The 23,036-nt window shown below is 68.4% G+C and carries 14 protein-coding genes and 3 pseudogenes; 10 read left to right on the plus strand and 7 right to left on the minus strand.

The window, feature by feature from the left end; translation table 11 throughout:
• Positions 1-37: 37 nt before the first annotated feature.
• From NBG84_RS04690 to NBG84_RS04705, 4 genes are read left to right on the plus strand one after another with little or no spacing between them, the layout of a single operon-like run.
• Positions 38-1,600 carry an APC family permease gene (locus NBG84_RS04690; RefSeq protein WP_250917982.1) on the plus strand — a complete coding sequence of 521 codons (1,563 nt, stop codon included), beginning with the start codon at positions 38-40 and terminating at the stop codon, positions 1,598-1,600.
• Positions 1,597-3,030, plus strand: a complete 1,434-nt coding sequence (locus NBG84_RS04695) for an FGGY family carbohydrate kinase (RefSeq protein ID WP_250917983.1) — start codon at positions 1,597-1,599, stop codon at positions 3,028-3,030. Before NBG84_RS04690 ends, NBG84_RS04695 begins: the two co-directional genes overlap by 4 nt.
• Positions 3,027-4,496 (plus strand): NAD(P)/FAD-dependent oxidoreductase, encoded by a 1,470-nt coding sequence (locus NBG84_RS04700; protein ID WP_250917984.1) that lies wholly within the window; start codon positions 3,027-3,029, stop codon positions 4,494-4,496. The genes NBG84_RS04695 and NBG84_RS04700 overlap by 4 nt, the downstream gene beginning before the upstream one ends.
• On the plus strand, positions 4,496-5,764 hold the full coding sequence (locus tag NBG84_RS04705) for an NAD(P)/FAD-dependent oxidoreductase (RefSeq protein WP_250917985.1): 1,269 nt from the start codon (positions 4,496-4,498) through the stop codon (positions 5,762-5,764). Before NBG84_RS04700 ends, NBG84_RS04705 begins: the two co-directional genes overlap by 1 nt.
• 449 nt (positions 5,765-6,213) lie before the next feature.
• Here NBG84_RS04705 and NBG84_RS04710 read toward each other — a convergent pair whose 3' ends face one another.
• Positions 6,214-7,125 carry a DeoR/GlpR family DNA-binding transcription regulator gene (locus NBG84_RS04710; RefSeq protein WP_250917986.1) on the minus strand — a complete coding sequence of 304 codons (912 nt, stop codon included), beginning with the start codon at positions 7,123-7,125 and terminating at the stop codon, positions 6,214-6,216.
• A gap of 380 nt (positions 7,126-7,505) precedes the next feature.
• Between NBG84_RS04710 and NBG84_RS04715 the strand changes: the two genes are divergently transcribed.
• The 4 genes from NBG84_RS04715 to NBG84_RS04730 all read left to right on the plus strand — a co-directional run bounded on the left by NBG84_RS04715 (position 7,506) and on the right by NBG84_RS04730 (position 13,689).
• Complete coding sequence (locus NBG84_RS04715; RefSeq protein WP_250917987.1) at positions 7,506-8,975, plus strand: sodium:solute symporter family protein; 1,470 nt, start codon at positions 7,506-7,508, stop codon at positions 8,973-8,975.
• Positions 8,962-11,244, plus strand: coding sequence for a N,N-dimethylformamidase beta subunit family domain-containing protein (locus tag NBG84_RS04720; RefSeq protein ID WP_250917988.1), 2,283 nt, complete (start codon positions 8,962-8,964; stop codon positions 11,242-11,244). Before NBG84_RS04715 ends, NBG84_RS04720 begins: the two co-directional genes overlap by 14 nt.
• A gap of 662 nt (positions 11,245-11,906) precedes the next feature.
• Complete coding sequence (locus tag NBG84_RS04725; RefSeq protein ID WP_308312005.1) at positions 11,907-12,416, plus strand: cupin domain-containing protein; 510 nt, start codon at positions 11,907-11,909, stop codon at positions 12,414-12,416.
• Positions 12,417-12,720: 304 nt separating this feature from the next.
• Positions 12,721-13,689: a TIGR01777 family oxidoreductase gene (locus tag NBG84_RS04730; RefSeq protein WP_250917990.1), complete on the plus strand. Its 969-nt coding sequence runs from the start codon at positions 12,721-12,723 to the stop codon at positions 13,687-13,689.
• Positions 13,690-14,564: 875 nt separating this feature from the next.
• On the opposite strand, the pseudogene NBG84_RS04735 reads toward NBG84_RS04730, so the two are convergent.
• From NBG84_RS04735 to NBG84_RS04750, 4 genes and pseudogenes are all read right to left on the minus strand, one after another.
• A pseudogene (locus NBG84_RS04735) lies at positions 14,565-15,642 on the minus strand (alcohol dehydrogenase catalytic domain-containing protein).
• 22 nt (positions 15,643-15,664) lie between these two features.
• Positions 15,665-17,122, minus strand: coding sequence for an aldehyde dehydrogenase (locus tag NBG84_RS04740; RefSeq protein ID WP_250917991.1), 1,458 nt, complete (start codon positions 17,120-17,122; stop codon positions 15,665-15,667).
• Between the two features lie 645 nt (positions 17,123-17,767).
• Entirely contained in the window at positions 17,768-18,628 is an 861-nt protein-coding gene (locus NBG84_RS04745) for a 3-hydroxybutyryl-CoA dehydrogenase (RefSeq protein ID WP_250917992.1), read from the minus strand.
• A 54-nt stretch (positions 18,629-18,682) separates the two neighbouring features.
• Positions 18,683-19,066, minus strand: coding sequence for a zinc ribbon domain-containing protein (locus tag NBG84_RS04750; RefSeq protein WP_250917993.1), 384 nt, complete (start codon positions 19,064-19,066; stop codon positions 18,683-18,685).
• A gap of 325 nt (positions 19,067-19,391) precedes the next feature.
• On the opposite strand from NBG84_RS04750, the gene NBG84_RS04755 reads away from it, so the two are divergent.
• Positions 19,392-20,549, plus strand: coding sequence for an acyl-CoA dehydrogenase family protein (locus NBG84_RS04755; protein WP_250917994.1), 1,158 nt, complete (start codon positions 19,392-19,394; stop codon positions 20,547-20,549).
• A gap of 38 nt (positions 20,550-20,587) precedes the next feature.
• Positions 20,588-20,908, plus strand: a pseudogene (locus NBG84_RS04760) (thiolase family protein); the annotation flags it as partial.
• Between the two features lie 93 nt (positions 20,909-21,001).
• Here NBG84_RS04760 and NBG84_RS04765 read toward each other — a convergent pair.
• Both NBG84_RS04765 and NBG84_RS04770 read right to left on the minus strand, forming a co-directional pair.
• Positions 21,002-21,139: pseudogene (locus NBG84_RS04765) on the minus strand (MaoC family dehydratase N-terminal domain-containing protein); the annotation flags it as partial.
• Between the two features lie 318 nt (positions 21,140-21,457).
• Positions 21,458-22,783: an MFS transporter gene (locus tag NBG84_RS04770; protein ID WP_250917995.1), complete on the minus strand. Its 1,326-nt coding sequence runs from the start codon at positions 22,781-22,783 to the stop codon at positions 21,458-21,460.
• Positions 22,784-23,036 lie beyond the last annotated feature (253 nt).

Genomic DNA, 23,036 nt, shown 5'->3' on the forward strand with positions numbered 1-23,036 from the left:
TCTCCTGGGGAGCAGGGTTTTGAAAGGAAGCACTCCCATGGCCACCCATGAGTCAGTGAACTCCGGCGGCGCTAGACCGCCTGCACCCGGCACCGGCAAGGAGATGAAGCGCGAGCTGACGCGGTACGCGTCCTTCGCCATGGCCTTCGGCTTCGTCTCGATCGCCACGGGCATCTTCACCACCTACGGGTCCGTGCTCAACAGCTCCGGCCCGCGCGGCATCTTCGCCTGGCCCATCGCGGTCATAGGCCAGCTCTCCATCGCCCTCATCTTCGGCGCGCTCGCCGCCCGCATCCCCATCAGCGGCTATGCCTACCAGTGGGTCTCCCGCCTGGTGAACCCGGTGTGGGGCTGGATCATGGGCTGGATCTCCTTCTCCTTCCTCGGCGTGGTCGTGGTCGCCGTCGACTACACCATCGCCTCCACGATCCTGCCGGAACTCCTCCAGTACCAGGGCACCCAGCAGAACGCCTGGGCGATCACCGCGGTCGTCGTGCTGGTGCAGGCCATCCTGGTCGCCGCGTCTACTCAGCTGACCCACAGTGTCAACAAGACCGCAGTGACCATCCAGCTCATCGGCATGATCGCGCTGACCGTGCTCCTGTTCGCCGTGGGCGCCTTCACCGGGAAGCTCGACTTCGGCACGCTCTTCCAATCCGCGCCCGTCGCCGAGGCCGGCTACTACAGCCTGGGCAGCACCGGCAGCGCCGGACCCTTCGCCCTCGCCTTCCTGCTGGGCGCGTTCACCATCGTCGGCTTCGAGTCCGCGGCCAACCTCGCCGAGGAAACCCGCGACCCCGCCCGCGTCATCCCCAAGGCCATGGTCCAGGCCGTGCTCTCGCTCGGCGTCCTCGGCTTCCTCTTCCTGATCGCCATCACCGCGCTCATCGAGGACCCGGTGAAGCTCGCCCAGTCCGGCACCCCCGTCGCCACCGTGATCACCGACGTCCTCGGCTCCGGTGTCGGCAAGGCCCTCCTGGTCCTGGTCGTGGTCTCGATCTTCTCCTGCGGCCTGGTCATCACCATGAGCGGCACCCGACTGGTCTGGGCCATGTCCCGCGACGAGCGCTTCCCCGGCTGGCGGTCGCTGCGCAAGATCCACCCCTCGCGCGGCACCCCGCTGAACGCCACCCTCTTCATCTTCTTCGTCGCCCAGATCATCCTGGCGAGCTTCGCCCTCTCCACCGACGCGCTGTTCTCGCTCTTCTCCGCCGCGACCCTGCTGCCCGCCATCATCTACGCGGGCACCGTCCTGATGTACATCGTCAAGCGCAAGTCGCTGCCGCCGACCCAGGGCTTCTCCCTGGGCCGCTGGGAACTCCCGGTCATCGTCGTCGCCTCGGTCTGGCTGGTGTACGAGCTCCTCATCTTCCGGGACGCCTCCTTCCGCGACCCCTGGATGTACGTCCTGGTGCTCTTCGCGATCGGCGCCGTCTACTTCGCCTTCCTCCTCGCACGGCGCGGAGTCGCCGGGCTGACCATGCCCGACATGGCCGACGTCGACCGGCAGCTGGACACCGACAAGACCGACCGGCGAAACGACGCCGCGGTGGCCGCCGAGCCGGCCGCCGCCCCCGCACAGGAGGTGACGGACCGATGACCGTGGTCCTGGCCATCGACCAGGGAACATCCGGCACCAAAGCGGTGGTGGTGGACTCCGGCGGCGCGGTCCTCACCATCGCCGAGGCCGAACTCAGGCCCCGGTACGGCGACGGAGGGCTCGTGGAACAGGACCCTGGGCAACTGCTGGAGTCCGTCCTCGACACCGGACGCCGCGCCGTGGCCACCGCCGGACGCCCCATAGACGTCGTCGCCCTGGCCAACCAGGGCGAGACGGTCCTGGCCTGGGACCCCGTCACCGGAACACCCCTGTCCGACGCCGTCGTGTGGCAGGACCGGCGGGCCGAGTCGGTGTGCGCGGAGCTGTCCGAGCACGCCGACCGGATCGCCGCCCGCACCGGACTCGTACTCGACTCGTACTTCTCCGCGCCCAAGATGGCCTGGCTCCGCAGAAACGTGACCACCGAGGGCGTGGTCACCACCTCGGACACCTGGCTCCTCCACCAGCTCACCGGAGAGTTCGTCACCGACGCCGCCACGGCCAGCCGGTCTTTGCTCACCGACATCGACACCGCCGACTGGGCGCCCGACCTGCTCGACCTGTTCGGGCTGGGGGACGAGCGGCTGCCCCGCATCGTCGCCTGCGACGAGGTCATCGGCACCACCAGCGCCTTCGGCGGACGAATCCCGGTCGCCGGACTCATCGTCGACCAGCAGGCCGCTCTCCTCGCCGAGGGGTGCATCGACGCCGGAGAGGCCAAGTGCACCTTCGGCACGGGAGCCTTCCTGCTCGCCAACACCGGTGCCACAGCCGTCCGCTCCACCTCCGGACTCACCTCGTCCGTCGCCTGGCGGGCGAGGGGCGCCACGCCCTACTGCGTCGACGGGCAGGTCTACACGGCGGCCTCCGCGATCCGCTGGATCCGCGACCTCGGCTTCATCGAGTCGGCGGCCGACCTGGACTCGGTCGCAGCCGCCGAGTCGGACGGCACCCTGTGCGTGCCCGCCCTCGCGGGCCTCGCCGCGCCCTGGTGGCGACCCGACGCGACCGCCACCTTCAGCGGAATGACCCTCTCCACCCGCCCTGGGCACCTGGTGCTCGCCGTACTCCAGGGGATCGCCGCCCAGGTCGCCACCCTGTGCGACCTGGTCGCCACCGACCTGGGCAGCCCGCTCACCCGGCTGCGCGCGGACGGCGGACTGACCCGCAGCCGCACCCTGATGCAGGCCCAGGCGGACCTCGCGCAGATGCCCGTGGACATCTACCCGTCCGCGCACGCCACACCGCTCGGCGCCGCCGCGCTGGCCCGCCTGGCGATGAACCCCGGGCTGACGCTCCGCGACGCCGTCGGCGCCTGGCAGCCCTCGGCCGTGTACGAACCCCGGTGGTCGGCGGACCGGGCACAGACGTTCCGCAGTACATGGACGGCGGTCGCCGAGACAGTCGTCCGCAAGGGAGATCTGACATGAGCAACACCACGGGGCCCGACCCCGTGCCCGCGCCCACCCCAGACGACGGCTACGACGTCGTCGTGATCGGCGGAGGGATCGTGGGCGCCGCGATCGCCCGCGAACTCGCCGGACACGAGGTGTCCGTCGCCCTGGTGGAGGCCCGCTCCGACATCGGCGACGGCACCAGCAAGGCGAACACCGCCATCCTGCACACCGGCTTCGACGCCACACCCGGCACCCTCGAATCCCGGATGGTCGCCCGCGGGTACGAACTGCTGTCCCGGTACGCGACCGAGACCGGCATCCCCGTCGAGCACACCGGAGCCATCCTCGTCGCCTGGAACGACGAGGAACTCGCGGCCCTGCCCGGCCTCAAGGACAAGGCCGAGCGGAACGGCTACCAGGAGTCGGCGCTGATCGGCGCGGACGAGGTGTACCGGCTCGTGCCCGCCCTCGGCGACGGCGTCCTCGGCGGACTGACCGTGCCCGGCGAGTCGATCATCTGCACCTGGACGACCAACCTCGCCCTGGCGACCGACGCCGAGCGCCGAGGCGTCACCGTACTGCTCGACCACCCCGTCACCGAGGTCACCGCCGACACCTCCGGTGACGGGTTCACCACCCTGCGCACCGAAGGCGGCGACGTCCGGGGCCGCTGGATCGTGAACGCCGCCGGGCTCGGCGCGGACCACCTGGACAGGCTGTTCGGACACGACCGCTTCACCGTGACCCCCCGGCGCGGCGAACTGTTCGTCTTCGACAAGCTCGCCCGCGACCTCGTCAACAAGATCGTGCTGCCCGTGCCCACCTCACGCGGCAAGGGAGTACTCGTCTCACCGACCGTGTACGGCAACGTGATGCTCGGCCCCACCTCCGAGGACCTGACCGACCGCACCGCGACCGGCACATCCGAGGACGGCTTCGACTTCCTCCTCACCAAGGGCGCCGCACTGATGCCAAGGCTCCTCGAAGAGGAGGTCACCGCCACCTACGCCGGGCTGCGTGCCGCCATCAACCACCCCGACTACCTCATCGAGGCGGACCGCGACCGGCACTATCTGCTGGTCGGCGGCATCCGCTCGACCGGGCTGACCGCCGGTATGGCCATCGCTGAGTACGTCCGGGACGTCCTCGCCGACGCCGGACTCGTCCTGAAGGAGCGCGAGGACCTCCCCGACCCCCCGCGCATGCCCAACATCGGCGAAGCGGGCACCCGCCCCTACCAGGACGCCGCCCGCATCGCGGCGGACCCCGCGTACGGCGAGATCGTCTGCTTCTGCGAGCGGGTGACCGCGGGCGAGATCCGCGACGCCTGCCACACCGAACTGCCCGCCCGCACCCCGGAAGGACTGCGCCGCCGCACCCGCGCCATGAACGGACGGTGCCAGGGCTTCTTCTGCGGCTCCGCCGTCGAGCAGTTGATGAACGACCACAGCACGACCGGCGGCGGCTGCGCGCGGACCTGCCACGAGGTGACCCACTGATGAGCCCCAACACTTCCCCCACCACCCTCACCCCGGACGTCCTCGTCATCGGCGGCGGCCCGGCCGGTCTCACCACGGCCGCGAACCTCGCCCCGCGCATCGACGGCGAAGTCCTCGTACTGGAACGCGAGAAGGAAGCCGGCGGCATCCCCCGGCACAGCGACCACACCGGCTACGGAGTGCGCGATCTGCGCCGGGTGATGACCGGACCCGCCTACGCCCGCCGGCTGACCGCCGACGCCGTGAGCGCCGGAGCCGTTGTCACCACGAGCGCGATGGTCACCGACTGGGCCGACGGGCTCGCGGTCACCGTCACCAGCCCCCGAGGCCGCTTCCGCGTCGAGCCCCGCGCCATCGTCCTGGCCACGGGCGCCCGGGAGAGGCCCCGTACCGCCCGGCGCGTCCCCGGCGACCGCCCGGCCGGCGTCTACACCACCGGCGCGCTCCAAAACGCCGTCCACCTCCACCACCGTGAGGTCGGCCGCCGCGCCGTCGTCGTCGGCGGCGAGCTCGTCAGCTGGTCGGCGGCCCTCACCCTGCGCGAGGCGGGCTGCTCAGTGGCCCTGATGGTGAGCCAGTACGAGCGGACCGAGTCGTACGGGGCCTTCAACCTCGGCGGCAAGGCCCTGCTGCGCGTACCGGTCGCCAACCGGACCCGCGTCGTCAGGGTCATCGGCAAGCCGCGGGTCCAGGCCGTCGAGATCGAGAACCTCGACACGGGCGCGCGCCGCACCGTCGAATGCGACACGGTGGTCTTCACCGGCGACTGGATTCCCGACCACGAACTCGTCCGCAGCGGCGGCATCGAACTTGACCCCGGCACGCTCGGACCGCTCGTGGACACCGCACTGCGCACCAGCAGGCCCGGCGTCTTCGCCGCCGGCAATCTGCTCCACCCCGTCGACACCGCGGACATCGCCGCGCTCGACGGGAAGCACGTCGCGGACCAGGTGAAGTCCTGGCTGGACGCGGGCGGTTCAGCCCAGGACCCGGCTACGGGCGTACGGCTGCTCGCCGACCGACCGCTGCGCTGGGTCTCGCCCGGGATCCTGCGGCCGGGCGACCCGGCCCCGCCGCGCGGGCGGCTACTGCTGTGGACCGACGAGTTCGTCCGCGTACCGAAGGTGACCGTCCGTCAGGGCGGCCGGATCGTGAACGAGCGCAAGCTCGCCTGGCCCGCCGCACCGGGCCGGGTCTTCCGTGTGCCGTGGTCCGTCATCCGGGGTATCAGCCCGAACGCCGGGCCGGTGACACTCTCGGTCGGCTGATACACCAGCGAGGTGTGAAGCGGGGCCCCGGAGGCCGGTGCGAGTCTCGGTCCTACCGGGCCTCCGGTTCCCCCGGGGCGCCCCCCGCACGGGCCGAACCACCGGCAGGCGGCTGCCCGCAGGGCGTCCGGCTCGGCCGCCCGGGGTGAGGACACCCCCTCGGCCGCCCGCAAGTGCCTGGCGAGCGGCGACCGCGGATCAAGCTGCCCCAGCAGTTCAGACCGTGGAGCGGCATCGGCACTCTTCCCGATGGCAACGCACACGGTCACCTGGGCTGCTTCGGGAAGGAGATCCCCAGGGGCACGCGACGCACGGATCGCTCCGTACAGTCCTTTACCTGGCTTCGAGCGGCCTGCGCCATCCACCGTCGGCGAAAGCGGCTCCTCGGCACGGGTTCGGGGCGTGCTCGCGGCGTTGAGGGCATTCGCGGTGCCGGCCCGGCGGCCGGGTCAGTGCCGTCCCCCGTGATCGTCCTGGTGCCTGATGAGGTCCCCCGCCCGATCGCCGGGATGGCGGTCGTGGCCCCCTCTGTCCGCGGGGCCGGGTGGCGTGTTCTCGTACCGCCGACCGGTGCCGCCCCCTGTGTCGTCCGGTAGGTGTCCCGGCCAGATGACGCGGCCACCCGCCCCGGTGAGCGAGCGGGTCAGTTCCTCGGGGGGCTGCTGGTCGGTGATCAGGCCGCCGGTCTGCTCCAGCGGCGCCACTCGATAGGGGGCGACACGCTGGAGCTTGGAGCTGTCCGCGAGCACGTAGTTCATCGCGGAGTTGCGCATGATCACCCGTCGGACATGGCACTCGTCGAGGTGGAAGTCGGTCAGCCCGGCCTCGTCGTGCACGCCCCCGGAGCCGAGGAACGCCACATCGGCGTAGACATCCTCGAAGAATCTCTGCGCCAGGGGACCGGAGAGCGCGAGGTCGCCTCTGCGCATGCGGCCGGCGCTGAGGTGGACCTCGATGCCGGTGGCCTCGGCCAGTTCGTTGGCGGCCAGCACCGAGCACGTCAGCACCACGCCCGTGAAGTTGTTCGCGAGGGCGCGGGCGACATGCATCGCCGTGGTGCCGACGTCGATGACCACCGTCTGCCCAGGCCGGACGAGTTCGGCGGCGAGGTTCCCGATGACCGACTTCGCCTCTGCGGCGGCTCCGAAACGCTCCCTGAACGAGGGCTCGTTGCTGAGATGGTCGGTGCGGGTGGCGCCGCCGCGGACCCGTATCAGCAGCCCCTTCGCCTCCAGTTCGGCGAAGTCGCGGCGGATGGTTTCGGCGGAGACGTCCAAGGTGTCCGCCAGTTCGGCAGTCGACACCACGCGGCCTTCCTGGATCGCTTGCGAGATAAGGGCGTGCCGCTCGACTACGAGCATATTCAGACCGTTCCTGTGGCGAAGTATGGCCTTCTGTGGCGAAAGTATTGGCCGTGGCGGTCATACCGGTCAAGAGCTCCGCCCCAGAGACCCCTCACGGACACCTCCTCAACCACTCCCAACGCCTCCATGAACTGCGGTTTCCATGAGGGAGAGTGAGGTCTAGTTGATAACGAAGCGGACAATGCCTTGTCAAATCACCACAAGAACAGTCAACATGGCCATCGAAAACCACAGAAGACCTCGATTTCAGTCAGGACCAGTCTTCGCCGGGCTTGCGGCCCGCGCGCTCCCAGCGGCCCGATGCCCGGGTTCCAGACGCTTCCGCCTTGGTGGCAGCGGCGCGCGCTGAGGAGGCACGATATGAACTAGGGAGTGCTGTGACAGAGAAGTACGCGATGACCATCGCGTTCACCGCGCTGTTGATCTATCTCGCCTACCGGTCTTACCGGCGCATCAACAGCTACCAGGACTACAACCTGGCGGGGCGCAACACCGGCTTCTTCGCGCTCGTAGCCACCCTGGGCGCGGCCGAGTTCAACACCGCGACGCTGATCGGGGGTGCCTCGGTCGCCTATCTGTACGGCACCGTGGGGCTCTGGTACACGTCGTTCATCTTCGTCTTCGTCTTCAGCATCTACGCCCTGACGGTCGCCAAGCCCTACCGGCGTCTGCAGATATCGACCATCGCCGAGTTCTTCGAGCGGCGCTTCCACGGCAGGGGAGCGGAGACCACCAGGGCGCTCGCGAGCGTCGTCACCCTGACCTTCACCTGGATCGCGCCCGCGACCTATCTCGCCGGCCTCTCGGTGGTCGCGTCCGTACTGCTCGGTGTCGAGCCGCTGACCACGGTCATCGTGATCACGTCTCTCTGCCTGGTCCTGTCCCTGGCCGGCGGCTTCATGACGGCCATCTCGTTCGACATCGTGGCCTACGTCATGATCCTCGTCTTCATACCGGTGATCTTCTACATCGGATACTCGAACGCGGGCGGCTTCGGCGAGCTGAAGAAGGTCTTCGACCCCGAGTTCCTGTCCTTCGAACCCATCTGGGATCTGGAGAACTTCGGCTTCGCCGCGATCCTGACGTGGTGCTTCCAGAACATCATGCTCTACGTCGCGGCCCCGTGGTACGGACAGCGAATCTTCTCCGCGCGCAACGAGCGCGTCGCCTACCGGGCGATGCTGGTCAACACAGTCCTGATCGTCGTGCTGTACGCGCTCGTGGCGACGGCCACCATGTTCAGCCGGGTGGTCATGCCCGATCTCGACAAGCCCGAGGAGGCACTGCCGAGGCTGGTGCTGGAGTACACCCCGCCCATCATGCAGGGCCTGCTGCTGGTGACGCTGCTCCTCGTCGGCATCAGCACCATGGTGGCGATCTGGAACTCCGCGGTGTCGATCGTCGTCAACGACCTGCTCAAAAGGTATGTGTTCCGCGAGCGCAGCGACCAGTTCTATGTGAAGTCCAGCCGCATCGTCTTCCTGGTGCTCGGCATCTCGACCCTGGTGTTCGCCCTCACCTTCGTCGGCAACATCCTCCTCGTCCTCACCTACGTCTCCGTGTTCACCGCCCTGCTCGCCTTCCCGATCCTGGCGGGCCTGTACTGGAAGCGGTTCACCACGGAGGCGGCACTCGGCTCGCTGACCGTCGGCGTCGTGTACGTCGTCATCGCACTGCTGGCTGACTTCCCCTACCACTTCGTCAGCCCCGTCGGCATCGCGCTCAGCGCCGTCGTCGGCACGATCATGACGCTGGCGGCAGGCCGGAAGGAAATCGACCCACGGGTGGAGCGGTTCTTCGCGACCGCCCACGGCAAGAAGGGAGAGCTGGAGCATGTCGAAGCCTGACCAGGCCTACCTCCGGCTGAACGAGAACAGCGACATCCTCAACATCACCGGATACGCCGACCGCTGGAGCACGCGCCCCGGTGAACCGGTCACCTTCCACATCAGCACCAACCGCGCCGAGTACCGGGCCGACATCGTGGAACTACTCGGGGGGATGACCGACCCGCGGTCGACCGACCTCCCGGTGCGGGAGGTCGGGGCGGACTGCGACGGCGTCCACCCGGGCACCGTCCAGCACACCGACACCGGTTCGTACGCCACGCTGCCGCTTCCGGAACACTGGCTCGCCGGCGGTGCCTTCACCGTTCAGCTGCGCTTCCTGCCCACCATGCCGCAGGCCACCCACGAGCAGGTTCTCTTCCACTCCGGCGAGTCCGGAGACGGAGACGGTCAAGGGCACTCGGTCAAGCTGGCCATCGACACCGACGGCAGGCTCACCCTCACCCTCCGCGGCGCGTTGGGCGAAGTCCGTCTCGTCTCCGACGTGGAACTGCGATCCGGCTGCTGGTTCTTCGTGAGCGCGGACCACGACGGGTCGACCGGCCGGGCGCGGCTGTACGTCGCCCAGACAAGCGGCTGGCAGCGACGGGCCCAGCGCGACATCGCCGAAGCGTCCCCCGCACCGGACCTCACCGGAGTCCGGGCGGCTCGGACGTACCTGGCCGCGGCGCCGACCCTGATCGACGGTCGGCCTTACCTGGACAGCCACTTCAACGGCAAGATCGAGAACCCGCGCTGCTACGGCCGCGCGCTGGACCTGACCGAGGTGGAAGCCGCCGGGAACGGCGGGAAGGTCCGGCCGACATCCCTGGTAGCCGACTACGACCTCGGCCAGGACTTCTCGTCGGGCCGGCTGCACGACCTCTCGGGGAACAACCTGCACGGCACCCTGCACCAGGCACCGCAGCGCGGGGTGACCAGCAGTGGTTGGAACGGACGGCACACGGACTTCCACTCCGCGCCCGCGCACTACGCGGCGGTCCACTTCCACGAGGACGACATCGAGGACTCCGGATGGGAGCCATCGCTGACCTGGACGGTACCGGCCGGTACTCCTCCCGGGGCCTACGCTCTGCGGCTGCGGGCCGGCGAGGAGGTGGACTACGTCCCGTTCTTCGTCCGCCGCCCGGAGAACAGCCGCGCGAAGGTCCTCTTCCTCGTGCCGAGCTTCACCTACCAGGCATACGCGAACGAGCGGCTGTTCGAGTCCGGTCTGCAAGAGGACTTCATGGTCCACGACATGGCACTCGCACCCCAGGACGAGTTCATCGTGCGCCACGACGAGGTCGGGAAGTCGCTGTACGACACGCATACGGACGGCAGCGGTGTCGCCTACTCATCCCGGCTCCGCCCCGTGCTGAACCTCCGCCCGCACTACCACAACTGGCTGTCCGGCCACGTCCGGCACCTCGCGGCGGACCTGTTCATCCTCGGATGGCTGCGCTCCCTGGGCGAGGACTACGACTTCGACATAGCTCTCGACGAAGACCTGCACCGCGAGGGCCCCGCCCTGCTCGCGCGGTACGACACCCTTGTGACGGGCTCCCACCCGGAGTACTGGACACGGGACATGATGGACTCGCTGACCGCGTACCTGGGTGACGGCGGGCGGCTCATGTACCTGGGCGGCAACGGCTTCTACTGGGTCACCAGCGTCTTCGAGGACCGACCGCACCTCATCGAGGTCCGGCGGGGCAACTCGGGAACCAGGTGCTGGGACTCGCCCCCCGGCGAACTGGTGCACAGTGCCAGCGGCGACCACGGCGGCCTGTGGCGCTTCAACGGATACGTGCCGCAGCAGCTGGTGGGTGTGGGCATGGCCGCGCAGGGCTGGGGCGAGGCCGCAGGATACCGACGGCTGGACGACAGCCATGACGAGTCCGTCGCCTTCATCTTCGACGGCATCGCGGCGGACGAGGTGATCGGAGACTTCGGCTATGTGCTGGGCGGCGCAGCCGGCGACGAAGTCGACCGGTTCGGCTTCGACCTGGGGACACCCTCGAACGCCCTGCGCCTGGCCACGTCGACCGGGTTGGACGACCGCTACCAGATCACCCAGGAGGAGCTGCTGATGACCGCGCCGGGCCAGGGCGGCACGGAGAACGAGCTGGTGCGCTCAGATCTGACCTACTTCGAGATCGACGGAGGCGGCGCCGTCTTCTCCACCGGATCGATCTGCTGGGCGGGCAGCCTCGCGTGGAACGGATTCGACAACAACGTGGCCCGGATCACCCGCAATGTGCTGGCGAAGTTCACGCAGAACGAGTAACCGTGGCGAACCGCACGGCCCGTGCTGTCTACTGGGGTACGGGACCACGCCCTCGGCAGACAGCGGGCCGGCCGACGCCCGCCCGGGCCACCAGTAGGCTCCTGGAGCGACGGTGGCCCGTGGCAGCCTCGGCCAGGGAGGACGTCAGCGGGGTGGCTGACCATCCGCCACGGAAGGGGACGGTCGTCCCGTCGCGGGCGATGGTGACCTGGAGGCCGTACGCGGCAGTTCGCCACGGCTGCTGAGCCGGCCGCGGATGTCGTCCAGGGTGTCCCACAGGCTGCTGGGCCACCCTGGCGAACGGTCGGCGCCCGACGGCGACCGTCCGCGTCGGCCCTGGCCCAGGAGCCGTCGGGGTGCGCCATCCACGCGGCGCTCCCGCCGCCGTCGCGGCGTTGGACGCCGGATTGGCAGAAGGCCCCGACAAGTGCGCGTGAGATACGGCGAGTACCCCCCGCCCCGGCGCTCTGACCGAAAAGGGGTCCGAGCGTCAGGCGACGGTGCGGGGATCATTCCCGATGGAGAATGTCCGGCGACGGTGATGCGTCGTACGGTCGGATGTCGGCGAATCGAACGCGGCCGGGGATCGTACTCTCGGCCTTCGCTGTCGACGGTCAGCCACACGACTTCAGGAGGACACCGTACTCACGGCACAGTACTGGATCGACGCCCTCGGCCTGGAATCCCATGTGGAGGGCGGATACTTCCGTCGGACCTTCCAAGCGGACCACCGCCCCCGCACCCGTACACCCGGCGGTGACCGCTACACCATGACCTCCATCCACTACCTGCTCACCCACTGGTCACCGATCGGACACTGGCATCTGAACCGGTCCGACATCATCCACTTCCACCACCACGGCGAACCCGTCACCTACCACCTCCTCCACCCCGACGGCCGTCACAGCACCGTCGTCCTGGGACAGGACCCCCGGCAAGGCCACACCCTCGCCCTTGCCGTGCCCGGGGGCGTCTGGAAGGCCGCCCACCTCACCACCGGAGACCACGCCCTCATCAGCGAAGCAGTCGCACCCGGATTCGACTACGCCGACCTGGCCCTCGGACAACCCGAGGAACTCGCAGCCCACTTCCCCGACCAAGCCGAACTCGTCCACCGCTACTGCCGACCGACCACACCGCACCCGACCGACCACTCCGCCCCGCACCTCTGACGCGAAGACCTTCACCACCGGGGTGCTGCACAGTCAGCCCCGGTATCCGCAACGTGATACCGGGGCGAAGACTCGTCCGGTGAACTCGTCCACCAGTGACTGAACTTGCCGTTCACTGTCCAGGCGTCGAACGAGGCCCGAACCCGGTCAGCGTCCTCCCTGCGCGCCGGGCGGGTGAGAGCGGGCCTGTGGTCATCGGTGTGCCGCACGGCGAGGCTGCTTCACGTGGTGGATCACACACCTATTTTTGAACGCGTTCAAGTATTTTGGTCTAGGCTCGCCCTGAGACAAGGGAGGGTCGCCGATGAAGATTGTGATTCCTGGTGGGACCGGACAGGTCGGCGCGGTCCTGAAGCGCGCACTCGAAGCCGCCGGCCACAAGGTCGTGATTCTCGCCAGACGTCCCGGGCGCGAGGGTGAGGTCCCCTGGGACGGGAAGACCCTGGGGCCATGGACGGCGGCGGTGGACGGCAGCGATGTCGTGATCAATCTGGCCGGCCGCACGGTGAGTTGCCGGTACACGGCGGCCAATCTGCGGGAGATGATGGACTCCCGGGTCGACTCCACCCTTGTCGTGGGCGCCGCGATCGCGGGCGCTGCCCGACCGCCCAGGGTCTGGCTTCAGATGAGCACCGCCACGGTGTACGCGCACCGCTTCGACGCCCCCAACGACGAGGCCACCGGTGTGATCGGCGGCACCGAAACGGGCGTGCCGGACTACTGGGCGTACAGCGTCGAGATCGCCAAGGCCTGGGAACTGGCTCAGCAGCAGGCCGAGACGCCGGCCACGCGCAAGGTCGCCCTGCGCTCGGCCATGGTGATGAGCCCGGATGCCGGCGGGGTCTTCGCCGTCCTGCTGGGACTGACCCGCCTGGGTCTCGGCGGGCCGGTCGCCGGGGGAGCGCAGTACGTGTCATGGATCCACGAACACGACTTCGTGCGCGCGGTGGAGTTCCTGATGGACCGGGAGGACATCGCGGGGCCGGTGAACCTGGCGGCCCCCCATCCCCTGCCGCAGCGCGCTTTCATGCGCGCCCTGCGCTCCGCGTGGGGTGTACCGGTGGGTCTCCCCGCGACCAAGTGGATGGCCGAGGTCGGCGCGTACGCTCTGCGTTCCGACACCGAACTGCTGCTGAAGAGCCGCCGCGTCGTCCCGGGCCGACTGGCCCAGGAAGGCTTCGACTTTCGGTACCCCAAGTGGCCGCAGGCCGCCGACGAACTGGTGCACCGGGTACGCAAACGGGTCGGGGGCCGTTCCCCAGCACATCCGTGAACAGATCTGGGACGCTGGCCGAGCTGGCCGCCCCGTCGGGCCCTGGCCAGCCTGTGCAACCCGGTCATCGGAGCCCTCCGCCTGGCCGAATGCACCAGCCACCACGCGTGCAACGCCCCCTCCCCGTGGCCAGCCTCACCATCATGTGACCAAGCCGGACCGACAGGATAGGACGGAATCGTCGTCGCGTCGCTGGTCGCACCGATGCCGAGTGCCACCGAACTGCCGACGAACAGGCGCACCGGCCCTTGGGCCACTTCTCCGTCGAGCGCCGCACGGCCTTGGGGACCGTGGCTGAACCGGAATCCGTACCGATCGGTGTTCAACACATCCGAGCGGTAGTCCGCGTGGTTGAAGTACATCGGATACCGCAGATAGCGGGTGTGCCCGCGGTTGTCGAAATCGTCGTACTGCTTCATCTGCGGTGTCAGTTCATAGCGATGGAGTTCGATCCAGTCCTCGGGTGTTCGCCTGACACGTGCCTCGGCGGCCGCGTCCAACTCCGACTCCAGCCTTCGGAGCCCGCTGGCGTGCACGATCGGCCACCAGGACTCGGGAGTCGGCAGGGACATGGGCGTGTCCTGGGCGGTGATCACCGCATCGGTCACACCGGCCTTGTCGAGCAGATCGCGCAGGACATCCGGATCCTCGGTGCGCACCCACGGCAGATAGGTGCCCATCCCGGGCCGCTCGGTCTGACACGCCTCGAAGAAGACGGGCAGAACGGGCTCGAAGAGCCGCTTGCCGATGGTGGTGATGGCGAGCGTCCCACCAGGACGTACATACGACCAGAACGAGGCCAGCGTACGAGCCATGTCCTTCGCGAAGTAGATCCCCGCCCGCCGTCCTGCGGAAGGGCGGTGGGGTCAGTCGGCTCAGGCGATGTCGATGATGGTGCGCAGTGCCTCGCCGGTGTGCATCTGGCGGATCGCCTCGTTGATGTCCGTGAGCGGGACATGATGCGTGATCATCGACTCAAGGTCTATCCGGCCCGCGCGCCAGAGGTCGATGATGGTGGCGTAGGTGCGGCGGATGTCGTCTCCGCCGTAGAAGGAGGGGAGGATCTTCTTCTCGTTGAGGACCAACTCCGCCATGCTGATGTCGGTCAGATCGGTACGGGAGCCCGCGCCGACCAGACAGACGGTGCCACCGAGACGCGTGGCGTCATACGCGGCGCGCAGGGTGCCCGCCTTGCCGACCGCCTCGAAGGCGTAGTCGAAACCGAATCCACCGGTGACCCTCTTGGTGGTCGCCGCCAGTTCGTCCGGAGCGACCGCCTCGGACGCGCCGAACCGCATGGCCGCTTCGCGGCGGCTTTCGGTCGGGTCGACCGCGATGATCCGGGCGGCTCCGGCGACGTTCGCGCCCTGGAGGATGCTGATGCCCACACCCCCGAGGCCGATCACCACGACCGATGATCCGGGCCGTACCTTGGCGGTGTTGAGCGCTGCGCCGATTCCGGTGGTGACGCCGCAACCGATCAGAGCGGCGATGTCGTAGGGCACATCGTCGGGGATCGGGATGGCAGCGTACGCGGCGATGACGGTCTCCTCGGCGAACGTACCGGCACCGAGCATGCCGGGGAGGACTGTCTCGTTGCTGCGGAAGTTGGGGTTGCCCAGGTTTCGGTATCCGCTGCGGCACAGATGGCCGTCACCCGCCTTGCAGGAGGGGCATTCATCGCAGGGGGGGCATCCAGCAGACGATGACACGGTCGCCCACTCCGACGTGGGTGACGCCCTCGCCGACCTCCACGACCTCGCCCGCACCCTCGTGGCCGGGGATGAAGGGCGCGGGGTGCGCGAGCACCCCGCTCATGGCGGACAGATCGGAGTGGCACAGGCCGGCCTTGTGCATCTTGACCCGGACCCGACCGGGCCCGAAGGAGACGGTGTCGACATCGACGACATCCAGGGTCTTGTCGCCGGTCTGGTGGAGTACCGCTGCGTGCATGGTGCTCTCCTCGTGAAGGGGGTCAGCTTCGGGCCGGGGCCGGCAGGTGGATCGTCTTGATCTCTTGGTAGGCCGCGAATCCCTCGGGGCCGAACTCGCGTCCGATACCGGAGTTCTTGTAGCCGCCGAAGGGCCCAGCGACATCGAAGCGTTGGCAGTTGACGGAGTAGGTGCCGGTGCGGATCTGCCGCGCGATCTCCGTGCCGTGTTCGTCGGTGCCCGCCCACACCGTGCCGGCCAGGCCGTAGTCGGAGTCGTTGGCGATGCGGATGGCAGCTGCCTCGTCCTCGTAGCGGATGAGGCAGATGACGGGTCCGAAGATCTCCTCCCGTGCGATCCGCATGGAGTTGTCGACGTCGCCGAAGAGGGTGGGCTCGATGTACCAGCCGCTGGTGAGGTGCTGGGGAACGCCGCCGCCGGCGAGGACCGTGGCGCCCTCCTCCCGACCGACGCGGATGTAGTCGAGGTTCCGCTGGCGCTGCTGTTCGGTGACCATGGGGCCGATCATGGTGGCCGGGTCAGCCGGGTCACCGACCTTGAGCGCGGCAATGGCCGTGGTGAGCTTGGCGGCGATCTCGTCGTAGCGGCTCGCCGGGGCGAGAACGCGGGTCAGGGCGACGCACGCCTGGCCGCTGTTGGCGAAGGCGCCCAGCATGAGGTTGGGCAGGGCGGCATCGAGGTCCGCGTCATCGAGGATGATGGCGGCTGACTTCCCGCCGAGTTCCAGTGTGACGCGGGTGAGATGCTCCGCGGCGGCGGCCATGATCTGCTTTCCCGCAGCGACCGAACCGGTGAAGGCGACCTTGTCGATGTCCGGGTGCGCCACCAGATGGGCGCTGGTCTCCCGGCCGGCGGGGAGGACGCTCAGTACCCCCTCCGGTAGGCCGGCCGCCTCACACACCTCCGCCAGGAGATAGGCGTCCAGTGGTGTTTCCGGAGAGGGCTTGAGGATGACGGTGCAACCCGCGAGCAAGGCGGGTGCGAGCTTGCCCGCGATGGTCAACTGCGGCACGTTCCACGGGGTGACCGCGGCGACCACACCGACCGGCTCGCGTCGTACCAGGAGCGGGCCGGTCAGCCCGGGGCGTTCCTCCTCCGCCGTCAGCCCGGCGGCAACCGTCAAGGTCGCGGCGAACGTGGCCACCGCGCTCAGCGCCTGCGCCCGTAGCGAGACGGTGATGGGGCAACCGTTCTGCAGGGTGATCAGCTCGGCGAGTTCCTGGTGGCGCGAGAGCAGACCGTCCTTGATCCGGGTCACCACCGCGATGCGCTCGGCGAGCGTCATCCGTGGCCATGGCCCGTGGTCAAACGCCTCCCGGGCGGCTGCCACCGCCCTGTCCGCATCCGCCGGGGCCGCATGCGGAACACGACCCACCACCTGCTCGGTCACGGGGGAGACCACATCGATGGTGTTCGGGCCCGCCGGGTCGCACCACTTCCCGCCGATGAAGAGGGTGCGGTGTTCCACGATGTCGGTCATAGGGGTAGTCCTCGCTTCGTTGCGACGGTGTGGTGCGCTGGGGCGCCGGACCCGTAACCGGCGGTTGACGGTGGGCGACCTCCAGGAGTTCAGCCCCGTCTGTTCCTTCACGGCGGCCGCTTCGGTCAGCCGGGAGTCTCAGCCGCGATCACCGGCGGGACGGAGGTACAGCCGGGGGAGGTACAACCGTCAGTGCTGCTCGGTCGATCGCGGTAGGTGCTCCCACGGCGGTCGCGGGCCGAAACACAACACGACCGGTGGATGGGTCGGTTGGATGGCTGATGGCCGCGGGAGGGGTACATCCGGACCTCCCTGAAACGTAGCCGAGCGGCTGCCGGGGGAGCTTGTGTCGGCGGGGTGCTGGTGTGCTGGTGTGCCGGCGTGTCAAGCGGAGGGCATATGAACTCCCGGTGGCCGTTGAGGTGAACCCTTGGCAGGGTTCCGCAGAGTCAGAACGCGCAGGCGGGCATCGTGCCTCCGAGCCAGCCAGGGCGTGAGCAACTAGACGCCTGAACCTGTTGTAGACATCTAAGAAGTTAATTCACGCTAACTCCTGTGTCTAGGTTTTTCAGCGCGTAGTTCGACTCCTTCCCGCTGGCATCCGACCCCGTCGGGGCAATCGCTCCTGATCAGGGCGGCGCACCGTCATACCGTGTAGTCGTAGAACCCGCGTCCGCTCTTGCGTCCGAGTGTGCCGGCGGCGACCATCCGGCGTAGCAGTGGCGGTGGCGCGTACAGGGGTTCCTTGTACTCCTCGTACATCGACTCCGCGATGGACTGCGCGGTGTCCAGCCCGATCAGGTCGAGCAGCCGCAACGGCCCCATCGGGTGGGCGCAGCCGAGCACCATGCCCTTGTCGATGTCCTCGGCCGACGCGACGCCGGCCTCCAGCATGCGCACCGCGGATACGAGGTACGGGGCGAGGAGCGCGTTCACCACAAACCCGGCCCGGTCCCGGGCGAGAACCACGGTTTTGCCGAGTGTCCGCTCGGCGAAGGTGGTGATCTGCTCGGTGACCTCCGGCGAGGTGAGCTGGGTGGGAATGACTTCCACGAGACGCTGCACCGGTACGGGGTTGAAGAAGTGGACGCCTACGACCCGTTGGGGTCGGCTGGTGGCAGCGGCGAGATCGATGATGGGGATCGAGGAGGTGTTGGAGGCGATGACGGCATCGTCTGCCAGTACCTGGTCCAGCTGCTTGAAGACCGATGCCTTGTCGTCGTAGCGCTCGATGACCGCCTCGATGACCAGACCGCGCCCGGCGAGGTCGGCGAGTTCCGAGGTGAAAGAGGTACGGTGCAGAGCCGCTTCGCGCTCCTGTTCGGTCAGCTTGCCGCTGCGCAGGCCCCGGTCGAGCGAGTCGATCAGCCGCGATCGTCCCGAGGCGATCGCGGCCGGGTCGCGTTCGGCGACGACGACGTCAAGTCCGGCGCGTGCGCACACCTCGGCTATCCCGGCGCCCATCAGGCCGCAGCCCACGACTCCGACCTTGCTGAAGCTACCCATCTCTGAGGGTCCTCTCTCGGTGTCCGCCGAGCGGGGGCGGAGGAATGGCCCGGTTCAGCGCCACCGCTCCTGGGCGCCCGGGTTGCAGACTTCGAAGACGAGTTGGGTGGAGTCCGCAGTGATGACACCTGCCGGACGTACGCGATCGCCCGCCCACACCAGATGCGGCGGGGTCCCCGTGACGCGGCAGTGGAACATAAAGCCCTCGGGGAACCGCACGAGTGACTCATTGCGCGCCAACCTGCTGTAGCGGTGGACCACCGTCGTCCGCACCACCACGCCGTATCCCTCGGTGTGTTGGGGCTCAAGATCGTTCGATGAGCACACCGGGCACAGGAGTCGCCGGAAGGAGGCGGTGCCGCACCAACGGCAGCGCTGATAGACCAGGCCGGGTTCCCCGTGTACCGCGTCCGTGAGGCCATTGGCTGGCTGGAACATGTCTCGACCCCCTGTGGTCGGTTGAAGGGCGGCGCGCCACCACTCTCAATCTATGGCACTGAGTGCCGAGGGTAAAGGTACTGAGTGCCAGGAGTTCTGGAGTGTGGGGTCCGCCCGTCAGTTCAGTGGTCCCGTCCTGGTGTGCCGAGCCCTGAAGGCGGCCTGGTTGTGGAATGGGCAGGAGAGGGCTCACTCACGCGCGGGCCCCTGGTAGTCGCGGCCATCAGGAAATTCTGCTCTTCAAGTCCTAGACAGGGCAGGTTAATGGAAATTAACTTACTGACTGTCCGGTGAACACCGGTCTGCCGAGGAAGGAAGTGTCATCGTGCGCCGCAGCGTGTTCACCGAGGACCACGAGGCGTTTCGGACAACCATCCGAGAGTTCATCGCCAAGGAGGTCACCCCGTACTACGCCGACTGGGAGCGGGAGGGCCGGGTTCCCCGCGGCCTCTACCGCAAGCTCGGCGCACTCGGCGTTTTCGCCATCCAGGTGCCCGAGGAGTACGGCGGCGCGGGCATCACCGACTTCACGTATCAGGCGGTGATCCGTGAGGAGTGCGGTCGCGCGGGCGTTGGGTTCGGTGCGGACACGGTGCACACCTGTCTTGTCCTCCCCTACCTGCTGGAATTCGGCGATGCGCGGCAGAAGGCCCGCTGGCTTCCCGGGTTTCTCTCCGGCGCTCTGATGACCGCCATCGCGATGACCGAACCGGGCACCGGATCTGATCTGGCCGGGATCGCCACCCGCGCGCACCTCGCCGATGACGGTACCCACTACATCCTCAACGGAGCCAAGACCTTCATCACGGGTGGCGCCCAGGCCGACCTCGTCCTGGTCGTCTGTCGAACCTCCCCCCATGACCCCGACAACCGCCGGGCCGGTCTGTCGATCCTCTGTGTGGACACGACCTCCGAGGGGTTCGGTGTCGGACGCAGGCTGGACAAGATCGGCCTGCGCGCACAGGACACCGCCGAACTGTCCTTCACCGATGTCAAGGTGCCGGTGGACAACCTCCTCGGCGAGGAGGGCCAAGCCTTCGCCTATCTCACCCACAACCTCGTTGTGGAGCGTCTCGCGGCGGCCGTCAACGCCTGTGCCAACGCGGCCGGCGCGATCGGCTTCGCCACGGAGTATGTGCGCGAGCGCCACGTCTTCGGCAAACCGGTCGCCGCCTTCCAGAACACCAAGTTCGTGCTCGCCGAATGCTCCACCGAGGTCGTCGCCGCCCAAGCCCTGGTGGATCGCGCCCTGGCGGCGCACGGCCTCGGGGAGCTCACCCCCGCCGACGCGGCCAGGACCAAACTCTTCTGCACGGAGGTCGCCGGCCGTGTCATCGACCGATGCCTTCAACTGCACGGCGGATACGGCTACATGCTTGAGTACCCGATCGCCCGCCTCTACGCGGACACCCGTGTCTCACGGATCTACGCGGGGACCAGCGAGGTCATGAAGACGATCATCGCCAAGGACCTCGGGCTCTGACCCGTGCCGCCCTGCCCCATGTCTCCCAGGAGGACCCCATGCGCGACGCAGTGATTGTCGACGCCGTCCGCACCGCCGTCGGCAAGAGGGGCGGCTCGCTCTCCCAGTTGCATGCCGCCTCACTCTCCGCCCATGTCCTTACCTCCCTCGCCGAGCGCACCGGCCTGGACCCAGCCAGCGTCGACGATGTGATCTTGGGCTGCGCTTCCGGCGTCGGGATGCAGGCCGGCTGCGTCGGCCGCGCAGCGGTCCTGGCCGCCGACTGGCCCGAATCCGTGCCAGGGCTGACCATCGACCGCCAGTGCGGCTCGTCCCAACAGGCCGTCCATCAGGCGGCGGCAGGCGTGATAGCCGGCCAGTACGACGTCGCTGTCGCGGGAGGCGTCGAGATCATGAGCGCCATCCCGGCAGAACAGAAAGGTCGGAGGGATGGGCAGGTCACGGTGGCCGGCCGCCCTGGCGGTCGCGGCATCGGTGTAGACGCTCTCGGTCGCTCCGGTTGCCAGGGCGAAGGAGCGCAGCCTGCCGGGTTCGGCCACGGTGGAGAACTCGGGGCTGCGGCTGCCGATGATGCCTCGGTCGATGGCCATGGGTCAGGAGAACCCGCCTGCTTCGGCGTTGGTCCGCGCTGCACCGGGTTTGACGGACGGGACCATCCCAACGCCTGCGATCAGCACTCTGCGCCCCATATTTTCCTCCAGTGAGATGGGTTATCGTGTATTCACTTTCTTGTGTGTTTTCCCTGGTGCCAAGCTTCCGGGTGCCGGGTTTCTCTGTTCTTGTGGAGTAAGGCCGGGGGTGGTGGCCAGTACGTCGTGAGGTGTTCGGCAGAGTGGGAAGGCGCGGTGCCCGCCCCACGGATCACTCCGGGTGGCGGGCAGCCGCGCCTTCGGGGCGTCGATGGGGACTCAGGACTTCGCCGCCAACCTCGCGGCGTCTCGGTCGGGGTGGACCACCAACAGGGCCACCGCCGCGCCGATCATCGTGGTGACCCCGAGGACGAGGAACCCGTCGCCGTAGCCGACCGCGACGGATTCGCTGGAGGAGACCAGCGTGCCGATGACGAGCGGGGCGACGATCCCGCCGAGGCTGTACACCCCGGTCACGATGCCGAAGACGGTCCCGCGCTGCTTCGCCGGTATGACATCGGCCAGGCCGGCGAAGGCGACGCCGTAGCCGGCGGAGTTCAGACAGGAGCCGAGAGCCAGCAGCAGCATCTGCGGCGCGCCCCGGTCCATGGAGGAGAACGCGATGGTGCACACACCGGACGTGAGGACCAGTGCGCCCGGCAGGACTCCGCGGGTGATGCGGTTGGTGATCCCTCTGCGGGTCATGACCGCGGAGACGACTCCGACCAGGATCACGGCGACTGCCGATCCGAGGTAGGGCAGCGCGACCAGATTGCCCGCGGTGGTGGCGTCGTAGCCAAGCCCCTCCCGTAGATAGAGCGGCAGCCAGCTGACCTTGACCGAGGTGTTGGCGTATGCGACGAAGAACAACACGGCCATCCCGATGAGCGTGCCGGTGGAGAACAGCCGTCTCAGCGGTACATGGTCGGGCAGGGCCGGTGCGTTCGCCGCCGTGCCGTGACCGCCCGACGCTGCTTCCGGGCCGGAATCGCCGCCGATCACCCACAACACCGCAACCACGGCGCCGACGACGGCCAGTACGCCGAAGGCCGCGTGCCAGGAGTAGGTCAGGATGACCCAGGTCAGTATCGGAGCCGCGATCAGTGGGCCGATGCCCGCACCCGCGACGACGATCGAGCTGGGGATTGCCCGCTTGTGCGCGGGGAACCACGAGTGCGCCACCTGCATCGCGAGAGCGGTGGTCGGCCCCTCGGCCAAGCCCAACAGCACCCGACAGGCGACGATCGTGGTGAAGCCGACCTGTGCGGTCATCGGGGCCAGGCTCAGTGCCCACACCGCGGCGATGCCGGCCAGGAGCCACCGGGCCGGCAACTTGCCTCCGAGCCATCCGCCGAGGACGCAACCAACGGCGAAGAGCCAGTAGAAGCTGGACTGGATGACACCGAACTGCGAGTCGTCGAGGTCCAGCTCTTCCTTCATGCCGACCCCGGCCAGGCCCACGACCACCTTGTCGGCGTAGTTGACGAGCATCAGGCAGACGAGCAGCGCGAGTACCACCCACGCCCTGCGTCTCGTCGGGGAGCGTCGAGCTGCTGTCGCGCCCGATGGGGTGGAGCCCGGCACTTCTTGCTGATCGACGGCCACGAGGCCTCCCTGATCCAGCTGGCTGATGTGAGCAGGAAGTGAATCACCCCTAACAAGTACACACAAGAGAATGAACTGATATCACTGGTCTAGGCATAAACCAGTGACTTTCACCTAACCTGATGCAGAGGTGGATGGGCGATGTCCGCGATCTGCCTGAGGTGTTGAAGGGGGGCGCGGCAGCCGCATGGCCGCGCCCGAACGGTCGCCGTGGCCGGCTCACCCGCCGCCTGAGGGCTCCCTGACGCTCATC

It is taken from the genome of Streptomyces albipurpureus (assembly GCF_023701525.1).
GTDB lineage: Bacteria > Actinomycetota > Actinomycetes > Streptomycetales > Streptomycetaceae > Streptomyces > Streptomyces albipurpureus.

Bases quoted from the DNA above. Each gene is read 5' to 3' on its own strand.
- NBG84_RS04690 (WP_250917982.1), top strand. From the start codon at position 38: ATGGCCACCCATGAGTCAGTGAACTCCGGCGGCGCTAGACCGCCTGCA.
- NBG84_RS04695 (WP_250917983.1), top strand. From the start codon at position 1,597: ATGACCGTGGTCCTGGCCATCGACCAGGGAACATCCGGCACCAAAGCG.
- NBG84_RS04700 (WP_250917984.1), top strand. From the start codon at position 3,027: ATGAGCAACACCACGGGGCCCGACCCCGTGCCCGCGCCCACCCCAGAC.
- NBG84_RS04705 (WP_250917985.1), top strand. From the start codon at position 4,496: ATGAGCCCCAACACTTCCCCCACCACCCTCACCCCGGACGTCCTCGTC.
- NBG84_RS04710 (WP_250917986.1), bottom strand. From the start codon at position 7,125: ATGCTCGTAGTCGAGCGGCACGCCCTTATCTCGCAAGCGATCCAGGAA.
- NBG84_RS04720 (WP_250917988.1), top strand. From the start codon at position 8,962: ATGTCGAAGCCTGACCAGGCCTACCTCCGGCTGAACGAGAACAGCGAC.
- NBG84_RS04730 (WP_250917990.1), top strand. From the start codon at position 12,721: ATGAAGATTGTGATTCCTGGTGGGACCGGACAGGTCGGCGCGGTCCTG.
- NBG84_RS04740 (WP_250917991.1), bottom strand. From the start codon at position 17,122: ATGACCGACATCGTGGAACACCGCACCCTCTTCATCGGCGGGAAGTGG.
- NBG84_RS04745 (WP_250917992.1), bottom strand. From the start codon at position 18,628: ATGGGTAGCTTCAGCAAGGTCGGAGTCGTGGGCTGCGGCCTGATGGGC.
- NBG84_RS04750 (WP_250917993.1), bottom strand. From the start codon at position 19,066: ATGTTCCAGCCAGCCAATGGCCTCACGGACGCGGTACACGGGGAACCC.